The organism is Curtobacterium sp. PhB136, from assembly GCF_004346855.1.
GTDB lineage: Bacteria > Actinomycetota > Actinomycetes > Actinomycetales > Microbacteriaceae > Curtobacterium.
On the sequence record NZ_SMGH01000005.1, the window covers coordinates 76,230 to 96,184 of the forward strand.

A 19,955-nucleotide genomic window follows, 5' to 3' on the forward strand; every position below is an offset into this window, starting at 1 on the left:
TCGCCCCTGCGGAACCGCGTTCCGGACATGCGCCCTGGTCGCGGTCGCGCCCCGATACGCACATCGCGCCCCGTTGTGACGGGGCGCGATGTCTGCGCGGGGGCGCGAAGGCCGCGTGCGTGACGACCGGCGCGGAGCGCGGGTGCCCGGCGCGGAGCGCGGGTGTCGCCGCGGAGCGCGGGTGTCGGCGCGGAGCGCGGGTGTCGGCGCGGAGCGCGGGTGTCGGCGCGGGGTGGGTCAGGCCGGGACGGAGGCGCCGCGCAGGGTGCGGAGCGTGACCGCGGTCGCGATGGCGGCGTGCGCGGCCTCGGCGCCCTTGTCCTCCTTCGAGCCGGGCAGGCCGGCGCGGTCGATGCCCTGCTGCTCGTCGTCGAGGGTGAGCACCCCGAAGCCGACGGGCTTCCCGGTCTCGATCGCCACGCGGGTGAGCCCACTCGTCGCCGCGTCGGACACGTACTCGAAGTGCGGGGTGCCCCCGCGGATGATCACGCCGAGGGCGACCGCGGCGTCGAAGCCGTTCTCGAGCGCCGTCTTCGCCACGACCGGCAGTTCGAAGCTGCCGGGGACCGGGAGCACGGTGGCCTCGGCGCCGAGGCGCTCGACCTCTCGCTGGGCTCCGGCGAGGAGCCCCGCCGCGATCGTGTCGTGCCACTGCCCGGCGACGATCGCCACCCGGATGCCGCTGCCGTCGACCTGGTCGCGGTCTGCCGCGCCTGCTCCGCTCATCGTGCTGTTCCTTCCGTGGGGGCGACGTCCGTCGCCGCCCGGTCTGCCGCGTCGAGCCACTCGACGAGTGCGGCGATGGTGATGACGGGCACGCCGGCGCGTGCCCCGAGTTCGACGAGGCGCGGCAGACGCATCATGCTGCCGTCCTCGTCGACGATCTCGCAGATCGCGGCGGCCGGACGGAGCCCGGCGGCCGTGACGAGCTCGATCGCGGCTTCGGTGTGGCCCGCGCGTTCGCGGACGCCGCCGGGGCGCGCCCGCAGCGGGACGACGTGCCCGGGGCGGTGCAGATCGGCGCGGACCGACGTCGGGTCGGCGAGGACCCGGAGCGTTCGGGCACGGTCGTGCGCGCTGATGCCCGTCGTGATCCCGGCGGCGGCGTCGACCGTGACGGTGTAGGCGGTGCCGCGGGGGTCCTCGTTGGTCTCGACCATCGGCGGGAGGTCCAGCGCGTCGGCGATCGCGGCGCTCACCGGGGCGCAGATGAACCCGGACGAGTGCGCGACGGTCCAGGCGATCCACTCCGGGGAGGCGAGCTCGGCCGAGAGGATCACGTCGCCCTCGTTCTCGCGGTCCTCGTCGTCGGCGACGATCACGGGACGCCCGGCAGCGATGGCGGCGACGGCGTCGTCGATGCTCGCCAGACCCTGGACGCGTGCCGGGGCGTACTCGTGGCCGACACCGGGCACCGGAGTCGCCACGTCGTCGACGGGCCGTGTCTCGGCGACCATCACCGGGCCTCCAGACTGTCTTCCAGGACCTGCGCGGCGGCGTCGAGCCGAAGCATCCGCCGGACGTGCCGGGCGAGGACGTCGGTCTCGACGTTGACCCGGTCGCCCGGGACGCGGTCGCCGAGCGTCGTCGCCGCGAGGGTCTCCGGGATCAGGTTGACCTCGAACCAGGCGTCCGACGGGGCGGTCGTCTCGGTGGAGACGGCGCTCACCGTGAGCGAGACGCCGTCGAGCGCGATCGAGCCCTTGTCGACGACGAGGGGGCTGAGCTCCGGCGTGAGCGCGAACCGGACCCGGCGCCACCCGTCGCCGTCCGCGGTCTCGAGCACCGTCGCGGTGCCGTCGACGTGCCCCTGGACGATGTGGCCACCGAGTCGGTCGCCGACGGAGGCCGCGCGCTCGAGGTTGACCGGGTCCCCCACGCGGAGGGAGCCGTGCGCGCTCATGTCGAGCGTCTGCTTCATCACGAACGCCGTGAAGGTGTCCGGGGTCTGCTCGACGACGGTGAGGCAGACGCCGCTCGTCGCGATCGAGTCGCCGTGCTGCGCGTCCGCGACCACGAGCGGGCCACGGATGGTGAGCGCGACGGAGTCGCCGCGCTGGTCGACGGCGGTGACGGTGCCGAGTTCCTCGATGATGCCGGTGAACACTGGTGTCCTCTCAACGGGACTCCGGGTGTGCACGACGGTCGTCGGCAGAGCGGCAGGAACGCCCGGTCCGGGATCCGTGAAGGGTCTCCGGGTTCGGTCGTGCCTTCCGCCAGCGCGCCTCCCATCCGGACTCTCACCGTCGGTCCCGGAGTTTCACCGAGTCAGCACCGGCCGGGAGTTCACCCGTCCGACGCTCGTGGACTGTCACCACCGGTTCGGAATTACACCGACCCCGGAGCGCTTGCGTACCCGGAACGATACCCCAGGCGTGCGACGGCGGCGCTGCCGGGGTCACGAACCGTCATGCGTTCCGGCCGCGCGCCAGGGCCACGGCCTGTCGGAGGGACAGGTCGGGGAGGTACGCGCGGACGACCGCGACGCCGATCGCCGGGAGCGCGACCGGATCCGGGTACGCGAGCACCAGCGGGTGCAGCTCCGGGCCGAACTTCAGCTTGAACCGGAGGAGCGAGCGGAACCCGTAGACCGGCTCGAGCACACCGCCCACGAGGTCGAGGAGGGTCTGCACGCCATCGGTCGCCTGCGCCTGCGCCTGTGACTGGGGCGCCGGCGCGGGGGGTGCCTGCGCGAGGGGTGCCGCGGAGAGGCTGAGCCGTTCGATCCCGTCGGTGCGCATCCGGTCGGCGGCGCTCGCGACGAGGAACTCCATGACGCCGTTCGGTGCCGCGCCCGTCCGCCGCATCACGTCGAGGGTCCAGCCGACCACCCGTCCCTGGCGGTACGAGGGCAGCCAGCTCGTGACGGCGAGGACCGTGCCACCGGAGTCCTGCGCCACGAGCGTGCGGACCGCGGGGTCCCGCATCTCGTCGACCCCGCCGAGGGTGAAGCCCATCTCCGGGAGCTCGCGGTCCGCGACCCACTCCTCCGAGATCGCCTCGATCTGCCGCGTCGTCGCCGCCGGCAGGTCCTGCCAGCTCGCCCACGTCGCGGTGGTCCCCTCGCGCGCGGCGCGGTTCACCGAGGTGCGGACGTCCTGCTTCTTCTTCCCGCTGGTCGTCCAGTTGCGGGGGTCGAAGTCGGCGTCCTCCGCGACGGGCAGCGTTCCCCAGCCGAGTGCGCGCAGCGGCGAGGCGACCGCCTCGTCGACGCCGTAGAACACCGGCGTCCAGCCGTTGTCGTCGCAGTGGCGGGCGAAGGCGGCGAGCGCCGGGACCCGCGCGTCGGCGTAGCCGAAGGGACCACCGAGCGTCACGGCGACGGTGCCGTTCCGTCGGTACGCGACCCCCGCCCGGCCGTCCTCGGCGAACCAGTACGCGTTGCCGCGCCACGTCGTCATCCACCCGAAGGTGTCGCCACCGCCCGCGGTCAGGAGGGCACGGGCGCGGTCGCGCGCCGCGCGGGTGCCGTCGGCGTCCGTGTCCTGCGGCGCCGCTCCGGTGGGCCGGATCGCGGCGATGGCGACGACGAGCCAGAGCAGCGGGCCGGCGATCCCGAGGGTGAACCGCAGGCCGGGGTCGAGCGCCGGCACCTGCTCCCAGAACGTGACCGGTGCGACGGGGCCGAGCGCGGCGACGACGATCCGCCAGGGGTCTTCGACACGGGTCGGCGAGGCGTCCGCGACGACCAGCATCGCGGCGACGAGGACACCGGCCGCGACGAGGACGACCACCGCGAACCCGACGACCCGGCGCCGGGTCGGGAGCACGGTGAACGACCGCCGCAGGACGACCAGCACGATGGCGGTCGCGAGGGGGACGACGACGGACGCGGCGATCGAGAGCGTGACGAGGAACCGGTCCTCGACGCCCTGCAGCCGCCCCTGCACCGCACCGTACGTGACGGCGGCAGCGACGGCCGTGACCGTGTCGACGACCACCACGAGCCAGACGGCGAACCGGCTGCCGCGGAAGAGCCCGAGCCCACCGACGACGAGGACGAGGAGCGGCGGGACCGCGAGGAGCAGCGTCCACGGGTCCGTCGCGCGGTACGCGAGGAGGCCGCGCAGGCACTCCCCCGAGGTCCTCGCCACCGCGCCGGCGGTGTCGGACGTGCAGCCGGAGACCGGCGTCACCGGGCCGGAGCCGACGACCGCCGCGATCGGCGCGAGGATCCCGACCCGGGCCCGGGACACCAGGGCGATCACCGGGCCGATCGCCGACACCAGCACGACGGTGCCGAGGAGCACCCGCGTCTCCCGGTGGGAGCTCCGCGTCCACCCGGTGCGCTTCGGCGTCCGGCGGAGCAGCTCGCCGAGCGCCCACCCGGCCCCCGCCGCGAGCACCGCGTACAGGTCGGACGCGTGCCCGGCGTAGAGGAAGAGCGCTGCGACGACCGCCAGGGTGTTCACCCGGATCCGGCGGCGCCACAGCGGACCGGCGAAGGCGCTCGCGGTGGCGACGGTCCCGACGACCGCCGTCCACGGGTCGAAGCTCGTCGCCCGCCCGAGGAGCAGCGCTCCGACATCCCGGCCGTCCAGGTCGACGAACGCGCTCAGCGCACCGAGCCCGGTGCCGACGACGGTCGTCAGGACGAACGCGACCGCCGTCCGCCACGACCCCATCAGGCGCTCGGACGCACCGACGAGCACGACGACCCCGGCGAGGGTGAGGAGGAGCGCGGCGGCACCCGTCGAGACCGCGAAGACCCGGAGCGGGCCGAAGGACTCCGTGGTGCTCGTCGCGTGCGACACCCGCATCGCGATGCCCACGGCGGATGTGGCGACCACGAGGGCGACGATCACGGCGGTGACGGGGTACCGGCGGAGGGTGCGGGTGACCGTGGCGCCGGCGGAGCTGCGCGTCGCTGCACGGCGCTCGTCGCGGGTCACCGGGGGCCCGCCCTCGCGGGTCATCGGGCGTCCGCCGCCACGGGTCACCGGGGGCCCGCCGTCGCGGGGAGGCCGAGGTGCGCGAGGACCGGCGGCAGCCCGTGCGCGAGCACGTACCGCACCGTGTTCCAGTCGTGCGCCGAACCCGGGGACACGATGAGCTCCGTCTGCATGCCCGCGCGCACGGCTGCCGCGCGGAGCGCGGTCGTCGACGCCCGGTACGGCGCATCGTCCTGCCCGAACCCGAACACGGTGAGGTGGTCGCGGTAGGGGCCGTACCGGTGCATGGTGGCGATCGGTGCCGCCGCACGGTACGCGTCCTCGGATCCGTTGAACCCCACCTGCACAGTGTGCTGCTCCGATCCGTTCCGTGGTGCGAGCTCGCTCGAGATCGCCAGTGCCGTGCCGAAGACCTCGGGGTGTCCGGTCGAGAACTGCATCGCGCAGGTGGCCCCCTCGGAGAACCCGGCGATCCCCCACCCGGCCGTCGTCGACGCCACGTCGAGGTGTGTCCTGATCCAGTGCACCGTGTCGGTCATCACGTAGGTCGCGCTGCGCCCGAGACCCCGTGAGTCCACGCACATCGGGTTCCGCCCCGGTGCGCCGAGCTGGTCGGGTGCGACGACGATCGGCGCGAGACCCCGGTGCGCGCTGGCGTACGCGCCGAGGGTGCGGCCGAGATCGCCCGACTGGAACATGTCCGCAGGCTGCCCGGGCTGCCCGGACAGCGCGATCAGCACCGGGAGCGTCGGCGGGTCCGGGGTCAGCGCCGCGGGCGGCAACCACACCACCGCCTTCCGTGCGCGGAAGTGCGACACCGTGCCGGGGATCCGCACCGACAGGGTCCTGCCGTGACGAGGCATGCCGGCGGGCGCCCTCCACGCTGCGGTGTCCACGGTCTGCGGGGTGGCCGACACGGCGTGTTCGTGTCCGAGGGTGCCTGCCGGGTACGGGTTCGTGGTCACGACCTGCCCGATCGTCCGGTAGGCGCCGAAGTCGACGTTCACGCCCAGCCCGGCGGCGAGCGCGACGACCGCGGTGGCTCCGATCGCGGTGGACAGGCGGCGTCGGACCGCGCGGCGGGGCTCCGGTGCGTCGGACAGGAAGCCGCGGCCACGCGCGGTCCGCGCGCTCTGCGCGCTCCGCGCGCTCTGCGCGGTCTGCGCGGTCTGCGCGCTCCGCAGGGTCTGCACGGCGACGACGGCGCAGAGCCCCAGCGCTCCGCTGGCGAACGTCAGCCACATCCGGGTCACCGGCGTGAAGTCGACGCCGAAATCGTCCCGGACGTCGCCGAACCACCAGATCACGACGAGGCCGAGCGCCGCCCCCGCCAGGAGGCCCGTGGCACGGGCGAGGACGCCGCGACGACGACCGAGGAGCACCCAGAGCACGAGGAGTCCCGCGACCACGTCGACGGGGACCAGCACGGCCGGGGAGACGATCGGCAGGCGGAGGAGCGCGGTGAACACGGTTCATCGTCCTGCTCCGCGGCTCCCGGGCGCCTGCCGGAGCGCTTCCGCTGTTCACAGCATCGCCATCACCGTCCCCCAGACACTGTCCTGCTCCTTCCCAGGCGTGGGTCTGAGGGGCACCGGCGGACCGGTGCCCCTCAGCGTGGACCGTGCTCAGCGGCGGTGTCGGAGGACGAGCGTCCCGGCGCCGGCGAGGAGCAGCAGCAGTGCGAACACCGCGGGCAGGACCGGCGAGGTCGCCCCGGTGTACGCGAGACCGGCGGGCGTGCTGGTCGCTGCGGTCGCCGCTGCACGAGCAGCGAGGGTCGACACCTGTGCGGCGACAGCGGTCGTCGCGGTGACGCCCGTCGTGCCGGCGGTGGTCACGACGTCCGCCGTGACGATCGAGCCGGAGCCGCCGTCACCGACCGGGGTGGTCGTGTCACCGGGGGTCGAGCCACCGTCACCGGGGGTCGTGCCGTCACCAGGCGTCGTGCCGTCACCAGGCGTCGTGCCGTCACCGGGGTCGGTGCCGTCACCAGGGGTCGTACCGTCACCGGGGTCGGTGCCGTCACCGGGGTCGGTGCCGTCACCAGGCGTCGTGCCGTCACCGGGCGTCGTGGTCGTCCCGGTGCTGGTCCCGTCACCGATGATGCCGATGCCGTTCCCACCGATGGTGATCGGCAGCCCGATCACCGGCACGATCTGCGTCCCGGAGAGGAGACGACCGTCACCGGAGGTGCTACCCGCCGTACCCGTGCCCGTTCCCGTACCCGTGCCCGTCACCGGGACCGTCGTGGTCGAGCCCGAGCTGGTCCCGTCACCGACGAGACCGATGCCGTTCCCACCGACCGTCACCGGCAGCGACACCACCGGCGACACCTGCGTGCCAGCAGCGACACCATCCGAACCGTCCGTCGAACCAGCGGTGCCGGCCGACGTGCCCGTGCCCGTGCCGGTGCCCGTCGCCGGGACCGTGGTGGTCGAACCCGAGCTGGACCCGTCACCGACGAGACCGATCCCGTTCCCACCGATCGTCACCGGCAGCGACACCACCGGCGACACCTGCGTGCCAGCAGCGACACCATCCGAACCATCCGTCGAACCAGCGGTGCCGGCCGACGTGCCCGTGCCCGTGCCGGTGCCCGTCGCCGGGACCGTCGTGGTCGAACCCGAGCTGGACCCGTCACCGACGAGACCGATCCCGTTCCCCGAGACCGTCACCGGCAGGGAGACGGCCGGCGTCAGCTGGGTGCCCGAAGCGATCCCGTCCGACCCGGAGGTCGTCGAGGAGTCACCCACGGAGGGAGCGGCAGGAGCGCTGGCGGACGACGAGCCGGTGGAGCTCGCATCGCCGAGGAGGCCGATCCCGTTGCCGGAGATCGTCACCGGGATCGAGACGAGCGGCGACACCTGGGTGCCGGACGCCGTGCCGTCAGCGCCCGACGTGGAACCGCCCGACGTGGATCCGCCCGACGCAGCCGCCGGAGCGGCCGGAGCCGCCGTGGAGGTCCCAGTCGAGGTCCCGTCCCCGAGCAGCGCGATCCCGTTGCCGGCGATCGTCACCGGGACCGACACCGTGGGGACGACCTGCGTCCCCGAGGCGGTGCCGTCCGACCCGGACGTCGTCGGTGCAGCAGCAGCCGGAGCTGCGGGAGCGTCAGCGGCAGGCGCAGTGGCAGCCGGTGCCGGCGACGCCGCGACGGCGTCACCACCGACCGACACCGCGTTGCCGGAGACGTCGACCGGCGCGGCCACATCGCCGGCGACCTGGGTCCCGGAAGCGACCCCGTCCGCACCGGACGTGGCCGGGGCCGCAGGCGCAGCAGCCGGAGCGGCAGGCGCCGCAGCAGCAGGCGCCGCAGCAGCAGGCGCGGCAGCCGCAGGCGCCGACGAGGTCGACGCCGCGTCACCACCCACCGCGACGGCGTTGCCCCCGACGGCCACGGGCGCACTCACGGAAGGGACCGCCTGGGTCCCCGACGCGACACCGTCCGCCCCCGAGGTGGTCGGAGCAGCGGGAGCGGCAGCAGCGGGTGCAGCAGCGGGAGCAGCAGCCGGAGCAGCAGCCGGAGCAGCCGGCGCCGACACCGCCGACGACACCGCGTCGCCGAGCAGGCCGAGCGCGTTCCCGGCGACGGACACGGGTGCGTCGACAGACGGCGCCACCTGGGTCCCGGACACGGTGCCGTCAGCCCCGGAGGTCGTCGCCGCGTTCGCCGCAGCAGCACCTCCGAGCGTCAGGCCACCGACGAAGAGGGCGAACCACAGCCCTCTGGAGACGTACTTGTTCATGGTCATCACTCCTGATCGAGATGTTCCCGACCGCGGTCGCGGCCGGTGGTGCGCTTCCTGCCGTGGGGGCAGGTGCACCGATCTCAGTCAGGAGCGACGTCGTGGTCGCCGGTTGCGGACGCCGGGACGGCGTCGTCGGCGATGGTGCCGCGTGTCCCCGCGGCGAGGGGGTCCTGGTCGGCGCTGGCGCCGACGGTGCCGACGACACCCGCGCCGGCCGAGCCGGAGGTCGAGGTGCTGCCGGTGAGTCCGGAACCGGAGCCGCCACCGAGCGGCGAGTCTCCGGGGGTACGGCCGTCCGGCAGCAGCAGGGCTGCACCGCCGAGCGACGCCGACTCCGGCGCTGCCGACGACGACGTGGCGCGCAGGGCGGACGCCGAGACGACGGTCGCCGGGTGGTTGCCCGCGATCGTCGCCGCAGCGCTCGGACCAGCCGCAGCGGCGGTCGTCGGAGCCTCCGCCACGCCGGACGCCACGGCACCGAGCGTCACGGATGCACTCGGACCGGCCACGGCGGTGGACCCGCCACCGATCGTGGGCAGGGGTGTCTGTGGGAGGGGTGCCGAGCCTCCAGGCAGGGTCACGAGCGGCGGCGGCGACGAGCCGTCGACGATCCCCGGAACCGTCCCCACCACGGTCCCGACGCCGCCGAGGGTGTCGTCGACCAGCCCGGTGACGGGTGCCGTCACGGTGCCGAGGGTGTCGTCCCCGAGCACGGTCCCGACGACCGGCAGCGCCCCGACCACGTGGTCGAGCGTGCTGACGACGGTCGTGACCGGACGTGCGCCGGTGAGCCCCTGGACCGTCCCGGTGACGGGGCGGAGCACGGTTGCGACGGTGCCGAGCAGCGGACTGGAGGCCGTGCTCGCCGCCGTCTCGCCGGAGGCCGTCGCGGGGGTGGTCGGCACCGTCGCCGGGGCCGGTCCCGCCGGCTGGGCGGCGGTCGCGGGGGCCGAGGTGGCCGGGGCTGCGGGAGTCGTGGCCGCCGGGGTCGTCGCGGGCATCGTGCTCGACGGCTGCGGTGCCGGAGCGGGCGATGCCGGGGCTGGGCGCGTGGGCGCGGCAGCCGCTGGCGCAGGTGCTGCCGGAGCGGGCGTGTGTGGAGCCGGCGCAGCGGGAGCCACGGGAGTGGGCACGTGTGCAGCGGGCGCTGCCGGAGCGGGGGCCGCCGGGGCCGGCGCTGCCGGAGCGGGGGCGGGGGCCGCCGGACGGACGGCGTCGCGCACCGGGTCGACGACTCCGCCGACGACCTGTCCGACTCCTCCGGCGACTCCGTGGACGGTGTCCCCGAGACCGCGGGCGATCCCGCCGACGAGGCCGGACGAGTGCGACGACTGCGACGTGGACGATGCCGGCGCCTCGGCTGCGGAGGCGGCGTGCACGCCGAACGTGAGCGAGAGCAGCACACCGGCGGCGCTCACCCCGGTGCCCAGCAAGGCGTACCGGATCGCAGCGCGCCAGGGTGCGCGCAACGGCTTGTCCATGCGCTCACCTCCTGGTCTGGCTGCGCACGTAGAGTGGTTGATCGGCACGGTACGCCCCTCGCGGCGATCGCGCACCAGCTCTCCCACGAAACCGTCAGGAACCAGCGGCATGCCCTCGATCTTCAGCGCCCCAACTCGCAACCTCGACGTCGTCACCCTGCACGAGGTCCTCCGGCTGCGTCAGGACGTCTTCGTCGTCGAGCAGGGGTGCGCGTACCCGGACATCGACGGCCGTGACCTGGAGCCGGGCACCGTCCAGTTCTGGGCCGGCGAGGGCTCGGTCGACGCGACGCTCCGGCTCCTCCGCGAGCCCGACGGCAGCGAGCGCATCGGCCGGGTCGCGACCGCCGCGCACGCCCGCGGCGCCGGACTGGCGGCGAGCCTGATGGAGGCCGCGATCGCCGAGACCCGCTCCCCCGTCGTGCACATCGACGCGCAGGCGCACCTCGAGCAGTGGTACGGCCGGTTCGGGTTCGTGCGTTCGGGCGACGACTTCCTCGAGGACGGGATCCCGCACCTCCCGATGACCCGGACGCGCTGAGCGGCGGGCGCGGGCAGGGGCTCGGGGCTGCGCCGCGGGCGGTGGCTCGGGGCTGCGTGCGGGCGGGGCCGAGCCGAGCGCCGGGCGCGGGCCGCGGGGCGGAGCGGAGCCGAGCCTCCCGTCCGCGCTGCTCGTTCCGAGCCGGCATGCGCGTTCCTTCCCATCACGCTCGCGCTGGGAAGTGGTTTCCCGCGTACCTGCTCGAAAGAAACAGCCGACTACGCACGAAATCACCACCCACGGGCGGGGCTGCGGGCGGCGCTGCGGGCGGGGCTACGGGCGGGGCTGCGGGCGGGGCTGCGGGCGGGGCTCCGCGCGGAGCGTCAGGCGCGCCAGCGCCGGAGTTCGTCGTAGGAGCGCGCCTGCCGCTCCCGGTCCGCCACGAGCCGCTCGAACACGATGTTCGTCTGTGTCGTCGCGACGGACGGGTCCCCGCTGAGCTCGTCGGCGACGAAGTCCCGGAGCTGCTCGGTCGACGTGCACGCGATGTGCACGAGGAAGTCCTTGTCCCCCGCCAGGAACGACACGTCGAGCACGACGGGAACGCGGAGCAGCCGCTTGGCGAACTCCCGGAGCTCGTGCCGGGCGGCGGCGTGCACGCGGACGGACACCATCGCCTCGATCGAGAACCCGAGCCGGGCGACGTCGACGTCCGCGCGGTAGCCCCGGATCACGCCGGCGTCCTCGAGTGCCCGCACCCGCGCCAGGCACGTCGACGGGGCGATCCCGACCGCGGCGGCCAGCCGGTTGTTCGGCATCCGGGCGTCAGCCGCGAGGGTCCAGAGGATCCGCTCGTCGACCTCGTCGAGGCGCGGGGCCGGATCGGGACGGCGGACGGGGCGGTCGGTCACGCGACCACCGTAGCGCGCGGGTCGGGCGCCGGGCCCGCCGGGGCCGCCGGGCCGCCGGGCCGCCGTGGCCCGCCGGGCCCGCCGGGGCCGCCGGGCCGCCGGGCCGCCGTGGCCCGCCGGGCCAGCCGGGGCCGCCGGGGCCGCCGTGGCCCGCCGGGCCAGCCGGGGCCGCCGGGGCCGCCGGGGCCGCCGGGGCCGCCGGGGCCGCCGGGGCCGTCGAGTGCGCAGAAGTGGTGCCGCTCCGTGGAGGAACACCGCCACTACTGCGCACTCGACGCTCAGCGCACGGCGCCCGACCCGCACCGCCGACCCGCGCCGCAGCCCCGCACCTGTCCTACATCGCGAGCGTCATCCCGATCACGGCGACCGTCATCGCGAACACCTCGCCGCTCCGGACCGCCCGCCGGTCCTCGCGCGCCCACTCGTACCGGAGCAGCCACCCGCTGAACGCGCAGTACCCGATCACGCCGCCGCCGAGCACCGCGGTCAACGCGATCCCGTGTCCGGCGTGCCCGTCGGCGAGCCCGGTCGCGTGTCCCATCAGGAGCATCCCGGCCATCACGACCGACGAGAGCGCCCGGTGCACGTCCATCGGCTCGGCACGACGACCGTCGGCGCGACGACGGCGCATCACGGGCAGCGGGGCGAGGAGCAGCAGCACCGTCGCCGCCAGCAGCGTCCACGACGCGCCGGCGTGCACCACCGGCATGACCATCGCGACGAGCATCACCGCGGCGGGGACGATCACCCCGGGGCGCGGGCGGTACCGGTCGCCGAAGATGCAGCACACGGACGCGAACTGCGGCACGACGAGCATGGCGTCGGCGACGGTCTCGTGCACGGGCGGTCCTCGGTGCGTCCGGGGTGGATGGGTCGGGGCGGGTCAGCCCTCGGCGCGGGCAGCGGCCTTCGCGGCGCGTTCCTGCTTCACGCGGGCGTTCTCCGCGTGCACGGCGGCCTGCGTGGCGCGCTCCTGCACGAGCCACTCGGGCTTCTCGACGAGCAGGTCCTTGATCTGGGCCGTGGTCAGGGCTTCTTCGATCCCGGAACGGCTCAGGCCGGAGATGGACACGCCGAGCTTCTGCGCGACGACGGGTCGCGGGTGCGGGCCGTCGCGACGGAGGTCCTCGAGCCATGCCGGCGGCTGGGTCCGCAGTTCCTCGAACGCGGTCCGCGTGACGGGCGCGTCGCGGAAGGACTCCGGAGCGGCCGACAGGAGGATCCCGAGCTTCTTCGCGGCCGTCTCGGGCTTCATCGTCTGTTCCTGCGCCATGGTGACCAGAGTACGGCCCCTATGCTCGGTTGCATGACCGCGGCACTGACCATCGCCTTCGTGCCCGGGGTGTCCCCGGCCAAGTGGGCTCGGGTGTGGCGTGACCGCTTCCCCTCCGTCGAGCTCCTGCTCCGTCCGATCGGCCAGGATGACGTCGACGATGCCCTCGCCGGCGACGTCGACATGGTCTTCGCGCGGGTCCCCGTCTCCGAGGACCACAACGCGATCCCGCTCTGGACCGAGACCGCGGTCGTGGCGACCCCGAAGGACTCGGCGCTGGCGAAGTCGTCCGAGCTGACCGCGACGGACCTCGCGGACGTGCACGTCATCGACGCGGGCCCCGTCCCGGCAGACGTCGACGGTGCGCTGGACCTCGTCGAGGCGAACGTCGGCGTGGTCGTCCTCCCCCAGTCACTGTTCCGGAAGGCCAGCCGCAAGGACCTGGTGGCCCGTCCGCTCGCCGACTCCCCCGGCACGCGCGTTGCGCTGGTCTGGCGGGACGAGGACGCGTCCGAGCTCACCGAGGAGTTCATCGGCGTGGTGCGTGGCAGGACCGCCAACAGTTCACGGCAGACGGGAGGCCCGGATCGCGACCCCGACGACGGCTCGCCGTCGGCACGTGGCGGGTCCACGGCCGGTGCCGGGTCGAAGGGCGCGTCCGGGTCGAAGGGCGCGTCCGGCTCGAAGGGCACCGGCAAGGGCGATGCCGCCGGGGGCAAGGCCAAGGCGAAGTCCCCCGGGGGCGCGAAGTCCGGTTCGGGCAAGGGCTCCAAGAGCAGCAAGAGCCCCAAGCCCGGGCGCGGGAAGATGCGCGGGAAGCCGAGCCGCGGGTCGAAGGGGAACCGGTGACGGCGACCCGTCTCGTCACGATGCCGGCCGACCGGCTGCCGGCCTGGCTCGACACGACGATGGCCGAGTACGTGGAGTCCCGGATGGTCGCGGGTGAGACCCGCGAGCAGGCCGAGGCCAACAAGCAGCAGTCCCTCGACACGTGGTTCCCGGGCGGTACGCCGCTCGACGGGCACCACGTGTGGGACGTCGTCGACGGCGCGGACACCGTGGTCGGGTACCTCTGGATCGGGCCGTTCACGCCGGGCAGCGCCGACTGGTGGGTGTTCAACGTGGAGATCGACGCGGCACACCGTCGGCAGGGACACGCGCGGCGGGCGCTCGAGGCCGGGCACCGGATCGCGAAGGACGAGGGCGCGACGAGCATCGGGCTGAACGTCTTCGGCTACAACGCCGGTGCGCAGGAGCTCTACGAGCGCCTCGGCTACGGCGTCACGGCCGTGCAGATGAAGCTGCCGCTGGCCTGAGCTCCCCTGCGCGGTGCCGTGCTGCCCGAGCGGTCAGCGCATGATCGCGGCCGCTGCCCGTGCGACCCGGTCGCCCCGGGCGTCCTCGGCGGCTGCACGTGCCTCCGCGACGCCCCTGGCGTCCGCGCGGTCGGCGGACCCGGCGTCGAACGGCGGCTGCGGGTCGTACTCGATGTACAGCTGGATGCGCTCCGCCGCGGGCTGACCGGCGAGCTCGGCAGCGAACCAGAGCGCCATGTCGATGCCGGCGCTCACCCCGGCCGCGGTGACGATCGACCCGTCGTCGACGATCCGCTCGTCCACGGTCGTCGCACCGAAGGCGGCCAGCATCGGCTTCGAGGCCCAGTGCGTCGTCGCACGCTTGCCCGCGAGGAGACCCGCGGCACCGAGCACGAACGCCCCCGTGCACACCGACGTGACCCAGGTCGCACGCTCGGCTTCCCGCCGGACGAAGTCGATCACCACGGGGTCGAGCATCGCGTCGAAGGCCCCGTCCCCACCCGGCACGACGAGGACGTCCGCGGGGTCGGCGTCTGCGAAGGTCGCCGTCGGCACGATCGAGAACCCGCAGTCGGTCGGCACCGGGTCGAGCGTCGCGGCGACGTACTGCACGCGTGCTCCCGGGACGCGGCTGAGCACCTGCGCCGGACCGGTCAGGTCGAGCTGGGTGACGTCCGGGAAGAGCAGGAACGCGATCCGGACCTCGGCCGGGTCGTGCTCCGGGACGGTGGCGTCCTCGGCGAGGGCGTCGGGCGCCGGGACGTCGACGTCGATCGGGACGTCCACGTGCTCGGCGTCGACCGGGGTGACCGGTGTCACACGCGGGTTCGGGGTGGTCCGCGGGTCCTGGTGCTCGTTGGTCATGGGCGCGACGCTACGCCCAGACGCCCGAGGTGCTACGCCCAGACACCCGACGTGCCTCGGCGGTGACTGCCGACCAGGTGGGTGTCGACGATGCCGAGCGCTTCCATCAGCGCGTACATCGTGGTCGGCCCGACGAAGGCGAACCCGCGCTTCCGGAGCGCCTTCGACAGCGCGACCGACTCGTCGCTCTTGGTCGGGACGTCGGCGTACGTGACGGGCTCCGGGGTCGTCGCCGGCCGGAACGACCACACGAACTCCGACAGTCCGCCGTCGTCCCGCAGGGCGACGGTCGCGTTGGCGTTCGTGATCGTCGCGAGGATCTTCGCCCGGTTGCGGACGATGCCGGCGTCGGCCATCAGCCGGGCGACGTCGTCCTCACCGAAGCCGGCGACGGTGTCCGCGTCGAAGTCCGCGAAGGCGAGCCGGAACGCGGGGCGCTTGGCGAGGATCGTCCGCCAGGACAGCCCGGACTGGAACGCCTCGAGCGAGAGCCGTTCGAACACACCACGCTCGTCACGCACCGGCATGCCCCACTCGGTGTCGTAGTACTCGCGGAGCATCGGGTCCGTCGACGCCCACACGGGTCGGGCGAGGCCGTCGTCCCCGGTCACCAATTCACTCACGCCCCCATCCTGCCGCCCCGCACCGACACCGCGCCCCACGCGGCGACGCCGGCCACGGGCACACCTCGGTGAGATCGCATTTCGTGTCGGTTCGTCGTGATCGATCCGACACGAAGTGCGATCTCACGCCCGCCTGGGGCGCGCGCGCCCGCCCGCGCGCCCGCGCGCGCCCGCGTCAGGCGCGGAAGCGGCGGAGCAGCTGGGCGTTCAGGCTGACGATCACCGTCGACAGGCTCATGAGGACCGCGCCGACGGCGGGCGACAGCACGAACCCGACCCCGGCGAGCACCCCGGCCGCGAGGGGCACCGACAGCACGTTGTACCCGGTCGCCCAGACGAGGTTCTGCACCATCTTCCGGTAGGTCGCGCGGGACAGGTCGATCACGGTCAGCACCCGGCGAGGGTCGTTCGACGCGAGCACGACGCCCGCGCTCTGCACCGCGACGTCCGTCCCGGCGCCGATCGCGATGCCGACGTCGGCCCGGGCGAGCGCCGGCGCGTCGTTGACGCCGTCGCCGACCATCGCCACGACGGCACCGGACTCCTGCAGTCGAGCGACCTCGCCCTCCTTGTCCTCGGGGAGCACCTCGGCGCGGACCTCGTCGATGCCGAGTTCCCGGGCGACGGCGTCGGCGACCTGCTGCGCGTCGCCGGTGACCATCGCGACCCGGATCCCGCGGTCGTGCAGGGCACGGACGGCTTCCGCCGACTCCGGGCGCACGGCGTCGCGCACGGCGAACGCTGCACGGACCGTGCCGTCCACCACGGCGACGATCACCGCGGCGCCGTCAGCACGCCAGCCGTCGACCCGCTCGGCGAAGTCGTCCGGCATCACGGCGCCGCTCTCCCGGAGCATCGCGGGCCCGCCGACCTCGATCCGCTGGCCGGCGACGGTCGCGCTGACGCCACGACCGGGCACCGATCCGGTGTCGTCGACGTCGGACGGCACCGCGATCCCACGGTCAGCAGCCGCGGCGACGACCGCCCTGGCGACCGGGTGTTCGCTGTCCCGCTCGGCAGCGGCCGCGAGCCCGAGGACCGCGTCGTCGCGGATCGTGTCCACGACCTCGGGCGAGCCGGTCGTCAGGGTGCCGGTCTTGTCGAACACGACGGTGTCGATGCCGCGCATCCGCTCGAGGGCGAGCCGGTCCTTCACCAGGATGCCGGCCTTCGCGGCACGCTCGGTCGAGATCGCCACGACGAGCGGGATCGCGAGCCCGAGGGCGTGCGGGCAGGCGATGATCAGCACCGTGACCGTGCGGGTGATCGCCTCGGTGGGGCTGCCGAGGAGGATCCACACCACGAACGTGATGATCGCCGCCCCGGTGGCGAAGTAGAAGAGGAGTGCCGCGGCCCGGTCGGCGAGCACCTGCGTCCGCGACGACGATGCCTGCGCCTCGGCCACCATCCGCTGGATCCCGGAGAGCGCGGTGTCGTCCCCGGTCGCGGTGATCCGGACGCGGATCGAGCTGTCGGTCGCGACGGTGCCCGCGACGACGCGGTCGCCCGCGGCTCGCTCGACGGCGACGGACTCCCCCGTGATCATCGACTCGTCGACCTGCGCGCGGCCGTCGACGACCTCGCCGTCAGCGGGGACGCGTCCGCCGGGTCGGATCACGACGGTCTGTCCGACCTGGAGGCTCGACACCGGCACCCGGGACACGTCACCGCCGTCGTCGATCACCTCGGCCTCGTCGGGCAGCAGCGCCGCCAGCGCATCCAGGGCACTCGAGGCGACGCCCATGGCACGCATCTCGATCCAGTGCCCGAGCAGCATGATCACGATGAGGAGTGCGAGCTCCCACCAGAAGTCGAGGTCGAGCCCGAAGAGCCCGAGGCTGGTGATCCACGAGGCGACGAACGCCACGACGATCGCCATCCCGATGAGGAGCATCATCCCGGGGTGCTTCGTGCGGGCCTCGGACCAACCGCCCGTCAGGAACGGCCAGCCGCCGTAGAGGAACAGCACCGTGCCGAGCACCGGCGAGACCCAGCCGGCCCAGGCGGCGTCGGGCAGCGGGTAGTGCAGGATGTCGGCGAACATCGAGCTGAACGCGACGACCGGGACGGCGAGCACGAGGCTCCACCAGAACCGGTCGCGGAACATCGCGGCGTGGTCGCCGTGCCCGCCGTGCCCGTGGTGCATGTGGCCGTGCCCCGCCATGTCGTGCCCGGCGTGGTCGTGCCCAGCCATGTCGTGCCCGGCCATGTCGTGCCCGGCCGCATTGTGCCCGGCGTGATCGTGGTGCGCGTGCTCGCCGCCGTCGACGTGCCCGGGTTGGTCCGACGCGTCCTGGACGATCGTCTTCCGGTCCTCGTGGTCGTCGCGCTGGTCCATGCCACCCACCATACCCCCTAGGGGTACCCAAAGAACGGACGGAACGGTCAGGACACCGCGTGATCGGCCGGAGTGGACGGTGTCGTCGGCGGCGGCGCGAGGTCGCCCCGGCGCCGGATCGCCCCGGTGAGGACGAGCACGAGGACCACGACGGCGAGCACGATCCACCCCGCCACACCGAGGGGACTCCGCAGGACACTCGAGACGTCCACGCCCGAGGCCGCCACCACCGCCCCGACCCCGGCGGCACCGTTCACCCCGGCATGCGCGAACACCGCGGGCCACACCGAGCCCGTCCGGAGCCGCAGCCACCCGAGCACGATCCCGAGCAGCACGCACGCGATCACCATGAACAGCACGCCGAGCCAGTCGGTCCGGCCGAAGTTGTAGCCGAGCAGGATGATCGGCGCGTGCCAGAGCCCCCACACGACACCGGAGCCGACGAGCGCGGGCCAGGTGCCGAACCGTGCCAGCGCCGGGACGAGGAACCCGCGCCAGCCGATCTCCTCCCCGATGGTGACGAACGCGTTGAAGCAGGCGACGAACGGCAGCTGCGCGAGCTGCAGCGTCACGAGCACCCCGATCGGCATCGGGAGGCTCCGGAGACCCTGCGCCTGCAGGACGTCGTGGAAGCCGCCGAACCCGACCAGGTCGACGGGGAACCACCCGGCGAGCGCGGCGACGACCAGCGCCGCCACCGGGAGGAGCAGTCCGCCGAGGTAGGCGGCAACCGTCGTCCAGATCGTCCGGCCCACCGGTCGGAGGGGCCAGACCCCGAGGAAGCGGAGCACCGGGCGGGGTCGACGGTGTCCGAGCAGGAAGAGCACGAGCGCGGCGGACACGAGCGGGGTGAACATCATCCCGACGATGAACAGCGTGGCGAACGGCGTGCCGAGCCCGCGCCCGGAGAGCCAGAGCGGCAACGCGACCGCCCACGCCCCCGCGAGCGCGATCAGGACGAAGGCGACGATCGCCCACGTCGGCACGGACTGCATCCGCGCGGACTGCACCGGCCCGGTCGGCATCGGCCCGGACGGCTGTGGTTCCCCCTGGTGGTTCATGCCGAAATGCTACCGGCCACCACCGTCACTCGGCTGGCGGGCCGTCCTGCGCCGCCTGCATGTCCATCCACACGTGCTCCCAGCGGTGCCCGTCCGGGTCGAGGTAGCTCCGCTGGTACATGAAGCCGAGGTCCATCGCCGGCCGGTCCTCGGTCCCGCCGGCGGCGACAGCCGCGTCGACGATGCGGTGGACGTCGTCCTTCGAGTCCGCCGTGAGGGAGTTGATCACCTCGATCGTCGAGCCGTCCGAGATCGGCTTGTCGGTGAAGTCCGTGAACCGCGCGTGCGTGATCGCCATCACGTACACGGTGTCGCTGATCACCACGCACGCGGCCGTCTCGTCGCTGAACTGCGGGTTGATCGAGTACCCGAGCGCCTCGTAGAACGCGGTCGAGCGCTCCAGGTCGGCGACGGGGAGGTTGATGAAGACCATGGTCGGCATGTGATCAACCTGGCCCGACCGAGAGCGGACCGCAACCGTTTCGCAAGAACGACGAGGTCGCTGTCGTACGACAGCGACCTCGTCGTTCGGGGTCAGGCAGCCAAGCGCAGCCCGCGGCGGGTCAGGCAGCCAAGCGCAGCCCGCGGCGGGTCAGGCAGCCAAGCGCAGCCCGCGGCGGCTCAGGCCAGCTCGCGGCCCTCGCCGGCGGCCTTCTGGTGCTCCTCCGCCTCGGCCTGGCCGATGATGTCCTCCGCCGGGACGGGCGCGAGCCGGTCCCAGAGGAAGAATAGCAGCCCGCCCGCGAGCATCGACAGCCCGACCCAGAGGTTGATGTGGATGCCGCCGGTCTTCACCGGGTCCGAGTCCCAGTTGACGATGCCGACGATGGTGGTGATGACGCCGTAGAGCACGAACAGTCCGCCGAGGATGCGGCGCAGGTCGAGACGGCGGGTGGAACGGACGAGTTCGGCCTTCTGCTCGTCCGTCATGGCGTTGGTGGTGTCACTCATGAGGTGTGGTCTCCT

Annotated in this window: 18 protein-coding genes, 1 pseudogene and 1 riboswitch; of the genes and pseudogenes, 3 read left to right on the forward strand and 16 right to left on the reverse strand. The window is 73.8% G+C overall.

Going from position 1 to position 19,955, the window contains the following annotated elements; all coding sequences use genetic code 11:
* Positions 1 to 237: 237 nt before the first annotated feature.
* From ribH to EDF27_RS19910, 7 genes and pseudogenes are all read right to left on the reverse strand, one after another.
* Complete coding sequence (gene ribH, locus EDF27_RS06760; RefSeq protein ID WP_123655536.1) at positions 238 to 726, reverse strand: 6,7-dimethyl-8-ribityllumazine synthase; 489 nt, start codon at positions 724 to 726, stop codon at positions 238 to 240.
* Positions 727 to 776: 50 nt separating this feature from the next.
* Positions 777 to 1,370 (reverse strand): annotated as a pseudogene (ribB, locus tag EDF27_RS06765) (3,4-dihydroxy-2-butanone-4-phosphate synthase); the annotation flags it as partial.
* Positions 1,371 to 1,456: 86 nt separating this feature from the next.
* Positions 1,457 to 2,107: a riboflavin synthase gene (locus EDF27_RS06770; protein ID WP_123655538.1), complete on the reverse strand. Its 651-nt coding sequence runs from the start codon at positions 2,105 to 2,107 to the stop codon at positions 1,457 to 1,459.
* 109 nt (positions 2,108 to 2,216) lie between these two features.
* A riboswitch (FMN riboswitch) is annotated at positions 2,217 to 2,351 on the reverse strand.
* A gap of 57 nt (positions 2,352 to 2,408) precedes the next feature.
* The gene (locus EDF27_RS06775) at positions 2,409 to 4,916 is read right to left on the reverse strand and encodes a DUF2156 domain-containing protein (protein ID WP_132047883.1); all 2,508 of its coding nucleotides are present in this window, start codon (positions 4,914 to 4,916) and stop codon (positions 2,409 to 2,411) included.
* A gap of 20 nt (positions 4,917 to 4,936) precedes the next feature.
* Positions 4,937 to 6,361 (reverse strand): alpha/beta hydrolase-fold protein, encoded by a 1,425-nt coding sequence (locus EDF27_RS06780; RefSeq protein ID WP_132047885.1) that lies wholly within the window; start codon positions 6,359 to 6,361, stop codon positions 4,937 to 4,939.
* A gap of 156 nt (positions 6,362 to 6,517) precedes the next feature.
* The gene (locus tag EDF27_RS20045) at positions 6,518 to 8,638 is read right to left on the reverse strand and encodes a hypothetical protein (RefSeq protein WP_132047887.1); all 2,121 of its coding nucleotides are present in this window, start codon (positions 8,636 to 8,638) and stop codon (positions 6,518 to 6,520) included.
* Positions 8,639 to 8,721: 83 nt separating this feature from the next.
* Complete coding sequence (locus EDF27_RS19910) at positions 8,722 to 10,122, reverse strand: hypothetical protein (RefSeq protein ID WP_207909602.1); 1,401 nt, start codon at positions 10,120 to 10,122, stop codon at positions 8,722 to 8,724.
* A 109-nt stretch (positions 10,123 to 10,231) separates the two neighbouring features.
* Between EDF27_RS19910 and EDF27_RS06795 the strand changes: the two genes are divergently transcribed.
* Positions 10,232 to 10,663, forward strand: coding sequence for a GNAT family N-acetyltransferase (locus EDF27_RS06795; protein ID WP_123702256.1), 432 nt, complete (start codon positions 10,232 to 10,234; stop codon positions 10,661 to 10,663).
* 323 nt (positions 10,664 to 10,986) lie between these two features.
* Here EDF27_RS06795 and EDF27_RS06800 read toward each other — a convergent pair whose 3' ends face one another.
* From EDF27_RS06800 to EDF27_RS06810, 3 genes are all read right to left on the reverse strand, one after another.
* On the reverse strand, positions 10,987 to 11,514 hold the full coding sequence (locus EDF27_RS06800) for an Lrp/AsnC family transcriptional regulator (RefSeq protein WP_123655543.1): 528 nt from the start codon (positions 11,512 to 11,514) through the stop codon (positions 10,987 to 10,989).
* 334 nt (positions 11,515 to 11,848) lie between these two features.
* Entirely contained in the window at positions 11,849 to 12,355 is a 507-nt protein-coding gene (locus tag EDF27_RS06805; RefSeq protein WP_132047889.1) for a hypothetical protein, read from the reverse strand.
* Between the two features lie 42 nt (positions 12,356 to 12,397).
* Positions 12,398 to 12,787 (reverse strand): DUF5997 family protein, encoded by a 390-nt coding sequence (locus EDF27_RS06810; RefSeq protein ID WP_123702254.1) that lies wholly within the window; start codon positions 12,785 to 12,787, stop codon positions 12,398 to 12,400.
* A gap of 33 nt (positions 12,788 to 12,820) precedes the next feature.
* Between EDF27_RS06810 and EDF27_RS06815 the strand changes: the two genes are divergently transcribed.
* Both EDF27_RS06815 and EDF27_RS06820 read left to right on the forward strand, forming a co-directional pair.
* Positions 12,821 to 13,636 carry a LysR family transcriptional regulator substrate-binding protein gene (locus EDF27_RS06815; protein ID WP_165931384.1) on the forward strand — a complete coding sequence of 272 codons (816 nt, stop codon included), beginning with the start codon at positions 12,821 to 12,823 and terminating at the stop codon, positions 13,634 to 13,636.
* Positions 13,633 to 14,103, forward strand: a complete 471-nt coding sequence (locus EDF27_RS06820) for a GNAT family N-acetyltransferase (protein WP_123702250.1) — start codon at positions 13,633 to 13,635, stop codon at positions 14,101 to 14,103. The genes EDF27_RS06815 and EDF27_RS06820 overlap by 4 nt, the downstream gene beginning before the upstream one ends.
* A gap of 33 nt (positions 14,104 to 14,136) precedes the next feature.
* Here EDF27_RS06820 and EDF27_RS06825 read toward each other — a convergent pair whose 3' ends face one another.
* The 6 genes from EDF27_RS06825 to EDF27_RS06850 all read right to left on the reverse strand — a co-directional run bounded on the left by EDF27_RS06825 (position 14,137) and on the right by EDF27_RS06850 (position 19,940).
* Positions 14,137 to 14,967, reverse strand: a complete 831-nt coding sequence (locus EDF27_RS06825) for a DJ-1/PfpI family protein (RefSeq protein ID WP_185021612.1) — start codon at positions 14,965 to 14,967, stop codon at positions 14,137 to 14,139.
* A 32-nt stretch (positions 14,968 to 14,999) separates the two neighbouring features.
* The gene (locus EDF27_RS06830; protein ID WP_123702248.1) at positions 15,000 to 15,590 is read right to left on the reverse strand and encodes a DNA-3-methyladenine glycosylase I; all 591 of its coding nucleotides are present in this window, start codon (positions 15,588 to 15,590) and stop codon (positions 15,000 to 15,002) included.
* A 175-nt stretch (positions 15,591 to 15,765) separates the two neighbouring features.
* Positions 15,766 to 17,799 (reverse strand): copper-translocating P-type ATPase, encoded by a 2,034-nt coding sequence (locus EDF27_RS06835; RefSeq protein ID WP_132048435.1) that lies wholly within the window; start codon positions 17,797 to 17,799, stop codon positions 15,766 to 15,768.
* Between the two features lie 176 nt (positions 17,800 to 17,975).
* Positions 17,976 to 18,989, reverse strand: coding sequence for a type II CAAX endopeptidase family protein (locus EDF27_RS06840; protein WP_243698242.1), 1,014 nt, complete (start codon positions 18,987 to 18,989; stop codon positions 17,976 to 17,978).
* A gap of 25 nt (positions 18,990 to 19,014) precedes the next feature.
* Complete coding sequence (locus tag EDF27_RS06845) at positions 19,015 to 19,431, reverse strand: VOC family protein (RefSeq protein ID WP_132047893.1); 417 nt, start codon at positions 19,429 to 19,431, stop codon at positions 19,015 to 19,017.
* A gap of 179 nt (positions 19,432 to 19,610) precedes the next feature.
* The gene (locus EDF27_RS06850; protein WP_207909576.1) at positions 19,611 to 19,940 is read right to left on the reverse strand and encodes a hypothetical protein; all 330 of its coding nucleotides are present in this window, start codon (positions 19,938 to 19,940) and stop codon (positions 19,611 to 19,613) included.
* Positions 19,941 to 19,955: the final 15 nt, after the last annotated feature.

Coding starts and splice junctions, on each gene's coding strand:
- ribH (WP_123655536.1), bottom strand. CDS start 726: ATGAGCGGAGCAGGCGCGGCAGACCGCGACCAGGTCGACGGCAGCGGC.
- EDF27_RS06775 (WP_132047883.1), bottom strand. CDS start 4,916: ATGACCCGCGAGGGCGGGCCCCCGGTGACCCGCGACGAGCGCCGTGCA.
- EDF27_RS20045 (WP_132047887.1), bottom strand. CDS start 8,638: ATGAACAAGTACGTCTCCAGAGGGCTGTGGTTCGCCCTCTTCGTCGGT.
- EDF27_RS19910 (WP_207909602.1), bottom strand. CDS start 10,122: ATGGACAAGCCGTTGCGCGCACCCTGGCGCGCTGCGATCCGGTACGCC.
- EDF27_RS06795 (WP_123702256.1), top strand. CDS start 10,232: ATGCCCTCGATCTTCAGCGCCCCAACTCGCAACCTCGACGTCGTCACC.
- EDF27_RS06810 (WP_123702254.1), bottom strand. CDS start 12,787: ATGGCGCAGGAACAGACGATGAAGCCCGAGACGGCCGCGAAGAAGCTC.
- EDF27_RS06815 (WP_165931384.1), top strand. CDS start 12,821: ATGACCGCGGCACTGACCATCGCCTTCGTGCCCGGGGTGTCCCCGGCC.
- EDF27_RS06825 (WP_185021612.1), bottom strand. CDS start 14,967: ATGACCAACGAGCACCAGGACCCGCGGACCACCCCGAACCCGCGTGTG.
- EDF27_RS06835 (WP_132048435.1), bottom strand. CDS start 17,799: ATGGCCGGGCACGACATGGCTGGGCACGACCACGCCGGGCACGACATG.
- EDF27_RS06840 (WP_243698242.1), bottom strand. CDS start 18,989: ATGAACCACCAGGGGGAACCACAGCCGTCCGGGCCGATGCCGACCGGG.
- EDF27_RS06845 (WP_132047893.1), bottom strand. CDS start 19,431: ATGCCGACCATGGTCTTCATCAACCTCCCCGTCGCCGACCTGGAGCGC.
- EDF27_RS06850 (WP_207909576.1), bottom strand. CDS start 19,940: ATGAGTGACACCACCAACGCCATGACGGACGAGCAGAAGGCCGAACTC.